The organism is Candidatus Nitrosocosmicus agrestis, from assembly GCF_008389435.1.
GTDB lineage: Archaea > Thermoproteota > Nitrososphaeria > Nitrososphaerales > Nitrososphaeraceae > Nitrosocosmicus > Nitrosocosmicus agrestis.
Genome location: NZ_VUYS01000032.1, coordinates 24,455 through 30,454 on the forward strand (window position 1 = coordinate 24,455; position 6,000 = coordinate 30,454).

Sequence of the window (6,000 nt, forward strand, 5' to 3'; positions counted from 1 at the left end):
ATCTGTTGGTTTCCAGGTCAGTAAAGAAGCCAAATAATCTACCAATTTCTTCACCTATATCAGTAAATGAAAAAAATATCCATTAAATAGGCTCATTCGCACTTATCTATATGAATGTTGAAAAATCCTCTGGACAATTAACCAAGAAATCAATCTCTTTTACTCATTTTTTATTAAAAAGTGTAATAAATATTACATTGTATAGGTTTTACTAATAGAACCAAGATACTGATATTATTTTTTAATTTATTATAATTTTTTGTAATTTATTATGAAGAGATTAAATTTTAGTGTCTGTGGAACAAGTCAAATATATTGTTACAGTTGGATTTGTCCACATAATTAATAGAATCTTTAACGTATCGAATCAGAAATTTCTTAAACAATTACATTTATTTATATAATATATATATTTATTTTTATTGTGGCCATAGAAATAACTCAAATTTTACAAGATTTTGCGACTATCATGATAATCGCAGCTATTATGACAATTATTTCATATAAACTAAAGCAACCTTTAATTCTTGGCTATATTGGAGCAGGCATAATAATAGGGCCGCATACCCCCCCATTTAGTTTTATCAGCAATATTGAGGTGCTGAACCTGTTTGCAGAGATTGGGATCATATTGCTTTTATTTACCGTTGGAATGGAATTCCCAATTCGTAATTTAAAAAAGATTGGAAAAAGGGCAACAGTAATAACAATTGCAGAGCAGATAGGAACGTTGATTGCAGGGTTTTATGCTGGTCAAGCTCTTGGCTTTTCATTTTATGACAGTATCTTTATGGCAGTAGCACTTTCGGTATCTAGTACTGTAGTAATAATGAAAGTGTTAGAGGAGTTGAAGATCTTAAGAGACGAAGCCTCAAACCTTACTTTGGGTATTTTGATAATTGAGGACATCATAATCTTATCAATATTCGCCCTGCTACATTCCACAACTGTAACAGGGAATATCTCGATAATGGAGATTATTGTTCCTATCGCAATTTCGATAGCATTCATTGCAGGAGTTCTAATTATAGGATCGAGGACTATTCCGCGTCTAGTAGATTTTGTGGCAAGAACTAATCAAAGCGATGTACTTGTGGTTGCAGTACTTGGATTGGCTTTTGGATTTGCATACCTTTCAAATTTACTAGGAATTTCTGTGGCAGTAGGTGCATTTTTTGCAGGGGTACTAATTGCAGAGTCTAAATCCCATGCAGTAACAAGTATTCTGACTACCCCCATTAGAGACATGTTTGTTGCATTATTCTTTGTATCAGTTGGAGCTTTAATGGACATAAATCTAATACCTGTTTTCATAGTACCAGCACTACTTCTTGTGGGAATTACATCAGTGGTAAAATTCGCAATTGTGTATTTGACTGCAAGGTATCAGGGATTTAATATGATAACATCAATACAAACTGGAATTAGTTTGTCATCTTCAAGAGGGGGTGAAATGTCTATAATTGTTGCTAAAGGGGGAATAGATATAGGCGTGGTAAGTTCGTTTATACTCCCAATCGTGGGAACTATTACTTTGATTTCTACCTTTCTAGCCCCTTATCTGATTAGGTTAGGTCTAAGATTAGCAGATAAAGATAATAAAGAAAACATGGAAACACAAAGAAAGGATTCAGAGTCCAAATCAGAAGGAACAGAATAGAATGAATATCAATGATGAAATTCCTAGTGAAGTATTCTTTTTAAACCATAAAAATTACGAAATTCATCATCCAATCTAATTGTCAAACAAGAATTTTTGACCTTCCAAAAACACCGACAATTGCCTTGAAACATCGTGACAAAAAATTTCTATCAACTCAAATTCAACAGAATTCAACTTTTTTTTGCTGAACATGGCTAATACTCCTATTGACCTGTTCTGAAAAATTAAAGGAAAGCCTGCAAAAGATTTTAGATTTAGTTCTTTAGCCCATTTTGGATATTTTATCCTAGGATCATTCACTAGGTCGTTTGAAATTGCAGGTTTTTTACTCCTCAATACATATCCTATCTTACTAGAATAAATAGAAACTTTGGAGAACTCCCCATGACAATTAGTATAAATTCCGGCACTACTTTTTAGTATCAGATAATCATTCTCATCATTTAGGATCCAAATTCTTGCAAAAGCAGCATCAAAATATTTTACCAAGCTATCAACAACCAATTCAAATTTTTTACTAATGTTTTCTTCCTTGTTCAAAGAATTCAATATTTTGTGAATTGTTATTTTTCTATTCACAAGGTCGCTATCATCAAACGACAGGTTGGGATTAAATTTAAAGATACGTGAATCAAAAGTTCTAAAGTCAGCAATCAAATCGGAGAATTGATAAATGAAATTATCAATCTCTAAATCGAACTGAACTATTGAATCAAATATGAAATGACAGACAAAGTCATAATCTCCGTGAATTCTGCAAGCATAAATACAAAATGCAGACTCATTTAAGTATGTCATTAGCCTATCAAGCAGACTTACACTGTCTTTTATGATTCTAAACTTAATTAATATTAATTTTTGAATTTTTTCACTAGTGTGGGCAGGGTTCAATATTGTAGAATACCCCATAATGATACCATCCCTTTCTAATTTCTTAATTCTGTATCTAACAGCACGTTCAGTAATGTTATAATCTAGATCATGAAGTAATCGAGTTATTTCTATTGATGATATCCGAGCATTTTTTCCCAGACTACTGAGAATGATCTTTTCTATCTCATCAATCATATGATCAAAGCTGACATGTAGAATTATAAACTATTTCCGGAACGGAAGGGAATGAATTAGAACATATAACAGATAAATTCAAACCATTTCCAAAATGGAAGACTATAGTGAAATATTTTTTCCGTGCAAATTATCTAATTTTAGATCCAATATACCTTATGGATTATTTTGAAATAGATAGAGTAATTGAGGATTTGGCTAGGTCTGTAGCCGCACCTTGTGCTACCACCTGGTTTAAGATATCAGGCGTCAAGAACCCAACTATTGGAGATTATCGAGGTAAGGTAATCGAATTTATGAATAACTTTAGACAGATGATCCGCGAGAGTTATCCTGAAATAGAGAGAAAAGAAGGATTAAAAGACTATATCTACAAAGGATTAGACAAAGCCATAAGAGAGGTTAATACAGGTAATAACAAGGAAGTAGAAAGAAGGTACAGGTATTATACCCAATATAACTAGGTCGAATAATCTTGGCTGACTTGCAATCCATTATCATCCCGGGAATATTGATTGGATTAATTGGAGGAATTATATTATTCTTGGCTGCATATAGTTATTATCCAGAAAAGCATCTCAATGTCAATATTAATGGCAAGTGTTTTGAATTTATGGATTCGGCATTTTCGGATTATGAAAATTTAGAATATGAAAATGAAATTTTAACTAAAGCGCTTCAAACAAAAGCAATAGGCGAGTCCACAAATATGGTTCCGGTAAGTTATATTGGATCTGAGTTACAAGTAGACAAATTCATTCAAGAATATCCTATAGAAGTTACCAACTATTATAAACAACAAGGCTCCAATTTAGTAGCTGATAAAATAGTCATTAAAGGTAAAATGAAAAATTCGGATATAGTCGCATATCTAGAAGATATTAGTAAAGACAAAGAAAATGTGATGAGTAGAGAGAGCCTTCATAATTTCGGAATATTACCAAATAAATACATCTCAAGTCAAGAAGGTATTGAAATTAGTAAAACGACTGACAAGTTCATGGAATATGGATTAAGGGCTATAAGCACAAATGACAACGGGGTGAATAAAGCAGAATGTAGAACAAAGATTGTCTATGGTGACACAATTTAAAAAAGTGATAATTGGAAGAGAGAATTAATTAAGTGTTACAAAAAATATTTTTATCAATTAACATCCTTCCATGCATCTTCAAGGGTAATCAAATCATTAAATAGGACAAGCCGATCTTTTTGCTCAAATCTAGTCTTCCTATAATTTAGTAAGATTAGAAATGAGTTTTTTAAAAAATATCAGATTCACGTCCAACTATATTTGGGTATGAATTAATTTTTTTGCAGGACTATTACCAATTATTTTAATAGATATAATAACAACCAAGTTGCCAAATCGGTATAATATGATGCCACTGATTAGTGTACCTAATACTTCAATTGGGTTTGAAAAATGTCCCCTTTGTTTGATTTACATCAATCATCCAACAGAGTACTATTTTATCATCAGATCGTTGAAATTAATACATATGCCTATATTCATTGCCATTACTTAAATGAATATCCACAAATCTAGTAATTGCACTCTACTTACCAACAAACATAACAGAATCAGATTTGAAATTATTGAATATGTGTTTATGTAATAGAGATTATCAGGTTTTGTCAAAATAAAATTCGCACCCAATCTAGATATAAAGTTTCCTGAATTACCGCAATTATTGCCATTCTCCAATCCGTTTGAAGTTAGGTTCCAAAAATCACCATGGTTTCAGATAACAATCCTGTCTGGAAATTGATTATTTGTAAAATGCCCCGAAGATCTAGTCAAATCTGAATTCGATAATTTATTTTCTGGAGTCTTTTGGGCAATTTTTTGGTAATTGAATGTTGGATCATGGATGCTGAATTCCTTGAACCTAATATATTACCCGTGGTGTAAGAATACAAATTGCACCCATGTAGAGCATGCATATGACAAGTGCTTTACAGATTTACCCTAATTAGTTCATCAAGATAGCAATTTCTCAATCCATTTGTCAAGAAAAATGTTAATGAATAGAATGAATTTTTAATTAAATAGATGGCAGAACAAAAGTTTACAAATTTAGATTGATTTCAAAAAAATAGGGAGGCAGGTTTGGCTACTCTCTTGAATAATATATCAACTACTAGCAGCAGGATTAGTATTGCTTGGGGAGATTATCTTAGTTACGGCGGGTTTTTTAGCCGGACTTGAGACGGTTGAAGTTGATGGTTTGTCAGTTGAGCTAGTATCGTCTTTTGTAGTAGAGTCATCAGTTGATGCCTTGTCGCTTTGAGGAGCTATAGACTTAGAGTCATCAGTTGAGCTAGTATCGTCTTTTGTAGTAGAGTCATCAGTTGAGCTGGAGTCATCAGTTGAGCTAGTATCGTCTTTTGTAGTAGAGTCATCAGTTGAGCTGGAGTCATCAGTTGAGCTAGTATCGTCTTTTGTAGTAGAGTCATCAGTTGATGCCTTGTCGCTTTGAGGAGCTATAGACTTAGAGTCATCAGTTGAGCTAGTATCGTCTTTTGTAGTAGAGTCATCAGTTGAGCTGGAGTCATCAGTTGAGCTGGAGTCATCAGTTGAGCTAATATCGTCTTTTGTAGTAGAGTCATCAGTTGAGCTAGTATCGTCTTTTGTAGTAGAGTCATCAGTTGAGCTAGTATCGTCTTTTGTAGTAGAGTCATCAGTTGAGCTAGTATCGTCTTTTGTAGTAGAGTCATCAGTTGAGCTAGTATCGTCTTTTGTAGTAGAGTCATCAGTTGAGCTAGTATCGTCTTTTGTAGTAGAGTCATCAGTTGAGCTAGTATCGTCTTTTGTAGTAGAGTCATCAGTTGAGCTAGTATCGTCTTTTGTAGTAGAGTCATCAGTTGAGCTAATATCGTCTTTTGTAGTAGAGTCATCAGTTGAGCTAGTATCGTCTTTTTGGTCATGAGAAGTTGAGCTTGGTTGGTTTGCAGTGTCAGTTGAGCTTGGTTGTGTGGAAGAGCTGTATGGATTTGGTTGTGAGGTAGTGTCAGTTGAGCTTGGTTGGTTTACAGGCACCATAGTGTCAGTTGAGCTTGGTTGGTTTGCAGTGTCAGTTGAGCTTGGTTGGTTTGCAGTGTCAGTTGAGCTTGGTTGGTTTGCAGTGTCAGTTGAGCTTGGTTGGTTTGCAGTGTCAGTTGAGCTTGGTTGTGTGGAAGAGCTGTATGGATTTGGTTGTGAGGTAGTGTCAGTTGAGCTTGGTTGGTTTACAGGCACCATAGTGTCAGTTGAGCTTGGTTGGTTT

Annotated in this window: 4 protein-coding genes and 1 pseudogene; 3 read left to right on the forward strand and 2 right to left on the reverse strand. The window is 33.9% G+C overall.

Annotation, left to right across the window (positions count from 1 at the left end; translation table 11 throughout):
* Positions 1 to 424: 424 nt before the first annotated feature.
* The gene (locus F1Z66_RS14720; RefSeq protein ID WP_201448669.1) at positions 425 to 1,660 is read left to right on the forward strand and encodes a cation:proton antiporter; all 1,236 of its coding nucleotides are present in this window, start codon (positions 425 to 427) and stop codon (positions 1,658 to 1,660) included.
* Between the two features lie 75 nt (positions 1,661 to 1,735).
* Here F1Z66_RS14720 and F1Z66_RS14725 read toward each other — a convergent pair whose 3' ends face one another.
* Positions 1,736 to 2,731 (reverse strand): GAF domain-containing protein, encoded by a 996-nt coding sequence (locus tag F1Z66_RS14725; protein WP_149864384.1) that lies wholly within the window; start codon positions 2,729 to 2,731, stop codon positions 1,736 to 1,738.
* A 107-nt stretch (positions 2,732 to 2,838) separates the two neighbouring features.
* On the opposite strand from F1Z66_RS14725, the gene F1Z66_RS14730 reads away from it, so the two are divergent.
* Both F1Z66_RS14730 and F1Z66_RS14735 read left to right on the forward strand, forming a co-directional pair.
* Positions 2,839 to 3,195, forward strand: coding sequence for a hypothetical protein (locus F1Z66_RS14730; RefSeq protein WP_149864385.1), 357 nt, complete (start codon positions 2,839 to 2,841; stop codon positions 3,193 to 3,195).
* Positions 3,196 to 3,206: 11 nt separating this feature from the next.
* Positions 3,207 to 3,824: a hypothetical protein gene (locus tag F1Z66_RS14735; protein ID WP_149864386.1), complete on the forward strand. Its 618-nt coding sequence runs from the start codon at positions 3,207 to 3,209 to the stop codon at positions 3,822 to 3,824.
* A gap of 1,044 nt (positions 3,825 to 4,868) precedes the next feature.
* Here F1Z66_RS14735 and F1Z66_RS15935 read toward each other — a convergent pair.
* Positions 4,869 to 6,000, reverse strand: a pseudogene (locus tag F1Z66_RS15935) (hypothetical protein); the annotation flags it as partial.